The organism is Cupriavidus sp. GW821-FHT07C08 (genome assembly GCF_059419025.1).
Genome location: NZ_JBWKQZ010000069.1, coordinates 1 through 2,599 on the forward strand (window position 1 = coordinate 1; position 2,599 = coordinate 2,599).

Here is a 2,599-nt window from a genome sequence, read left to right on the forward strand (position 1 = left end):
AAGGGCAGGGCCTCGGCCCGAACCATCCCATCTCGACCATGACTTGCTTTGATGAACCTAGCCGCGAGGCCGGGCTAATCCATATGTTGTGAGGAAGCCGGAACAATGGCCGACTTGCAGCTTGCTTTTGCTGGATAGATTTCCAGCCATTGCCCAAGGGCGGGGACTCTCGCCTTTGGGCGAGTTCTCTGTACTCCTTTTCCGAAGGGGTTGGTGAGCGCGTGACGGCATATTTGTTCCGCAATCGCCACATAGCTTTTTGAACCGATCCGACTGGATCTGAATGTTCCTTGGGACGGTGGTCCGCGCTCGCAAGAGAGCGCCGTCGTCCCGCAAGGGTGCTCAGGGACCGTGAGGTCCGTGGGTAGCAGACCGAAGTAGCATCGGTCGAGGAGCTAGGCTGACTGGTAAGGGCAACGTATGTGAACTGCTGATAAACGTCGTGACTAGCACGGTGCTTACGCTACTAAGTGGCACTAACCAAAATGGTATGTGGTCGGTTATCCCGCTGGAAGCTCGGGATACGTCGTCAATAGACCATCGGCGAAGAGGCAGGTCCTAACCCAGTCTTGTAACGCGTGGGGAACGTGGTAAGCCCGTATGGCTGCCGGAGTGCTGTACGACTCAGGCAGGCGAACCGTAAGGAACGCTGTTGGCTGTGCGGGTATGGGAGGTTGGAAAAAGCGAATGCCGGGCTGTAATGGTTCGGATAGGGGTTGAAACATCATCCCACGCGAAAGCGGGCAGACTTCCAACTGGTCTTCTCGTCGCAAGACGGCTGACTGAACTCGCTTGTTTAATTTTTCTTCCCTTGGGGGACAACCTGTCCCGCAAGGGGCATGTTGTCTCTCGATGTTGGGGAAGATCCTCAAGATAGGAGGGCAGCATGGAAGCATTGATCCGCAAGGATGAATCTGCGCCTTCCGGCGTACCGGGAAGATGGGGCGACATTGATTGGCGCCGCGTCGACCGGAACGTTCGGGTAATGCAGATTCGAATTGCGAAGGCAACACAGGAAGGGGATTGGCGTAGGGTGAAAGCCTTGCAGAGGTCCCTGACCCGCTCGTGGTCCGCCAAGGCATCGGCGGTGCGGCGAGTGGCGATGAACCAAGGTGCGCGGACGGCGGGAGTCGATCGCGTAAAGTGGGAAACGTCTGAAGCCCGGTGGGAAGCCATCGGGAGGTTGAAGCGTCGGGGGTACAGGCCACTGCCTTTACGGAGGGTCTACATCCCCAAGTCGAATGGGAAGAAACGCCCTTTGGGCATTCCGACCCTACACGAACGAGCCATGCAAGCGCTGTATCTGCTGGCGCTGGAACCGGTGTCCGAAGGGACGAGCGATCCGAACTCTTATGGGTTCCGGATTAATCGATCTACAGCGGATGCCATGTCCCAGCTATTTGTCTCACTATCCCAAAAGGCTTCGGCCCAATGGGTGCTGGAGGCGGATATCAAGGGGTGCTTTGACCATATCAGTCACGACTGGCTGGAGCGCAATGTCCCCATGGACAAGGCGATCCTTCGGAAGTGGTTGAAGGCTGGCGTGGTATTTCAGGGCCAGTTTCAGGCGACCGACGCTGGAACACCACAGGGGGGCATCATTTCCCCGACTCTGGCAAATGTGGCACTGAATGGATTGGAACGACAACTGGAGGAGTTCTTCCGAACTAGGCTGGGCGTCGCCAAAACAAAGAAGCTCAAAGTAAATGTTGTGCGCTATGCGGACGACTGTGTGCCACGAAGGCGTAACGAGGGGAAATCCTCGAAACGCCATGCTGCATGAGAGATGAGGGAAGGCCCCTCGGTGTCGGCGTACAGGCGCAGGCACCAAACCACCCACTGCTGCTGCGTTAAAGAGACGTGGTGGTGAGCGAGATGGGAAAAGGTCGGGCTTGATCCGATCAGGTAAGGATCGAAGAGACGAACGAAAGTGAACCGTTGACGATGTGTCGAAAGCGTATAGACGATGTCGAAACCATGGTGGAGTCGTTCCCATGGGATAAGCGCAGGGGGCGACCTGCTTACTGCCTGCGCGGCATCCGGCATGAAAGCGGCGTGAAGTCGATCCAGGCTCTTGTGGGGAACGTGGGAACCTGTCACCCCGATGTTAAGGGAGAAGCGCAAGTGGAGGCCCCATGAGCGCCAGAGTACCAATGCGGGGTACAGGGGCGGAGCAAGCCGTAGTAGCGATGAAGGGTCGTAGTGGATCCGGAGCGAAGGGCTTGCCCCATTGTGCTGACGACGTGGCAGCAACCAGAGGCGGGGACGCTGACGGGAGGACTGCAACGAAACCGGCAAAGCCGCTTCCCATAGGCAAACGCCAAGTATGGGAAGCCTATAAACGAGTCAAAGCAAATCGCGGGGCGGCAGGAGTTGACGGACAGACGCTGACCGAGTTTGAGGAGAGTGTCTCAGACAATCTCTACAAGCTGTGGAACAGGCTGGCCTCCGGCAGCTATATGCCGCCAGCGGTTCGGCGTGTGGAAATTCCCAAATCGGATGGCGGTGTGCGCCCGCTCGGTATCCCGACGGTGATTTCATAATGCACCTCTCACAGTTGAATGTTGGAATGTTGCGGCTGAAGATGCCCTGAAGTGCG

The 2,599-nt window shown here is 57.3% G+C and carries 1 pseudogene; it reads left to right on the top strand.

What is annotated here, in order from left to right:
- Positions 1 to 886: 886 nt before the first annotated feature.
- Positions 887 to 1,735 (top strand): annotated as a pseudogene (locus AC07UK_RS38680) (reverse transcriptase N-terminal domain-containing protein); the annotation flags it as partial.
- Positions 1,736 to 2,599 lie beyond the last annotated feature (864 nt).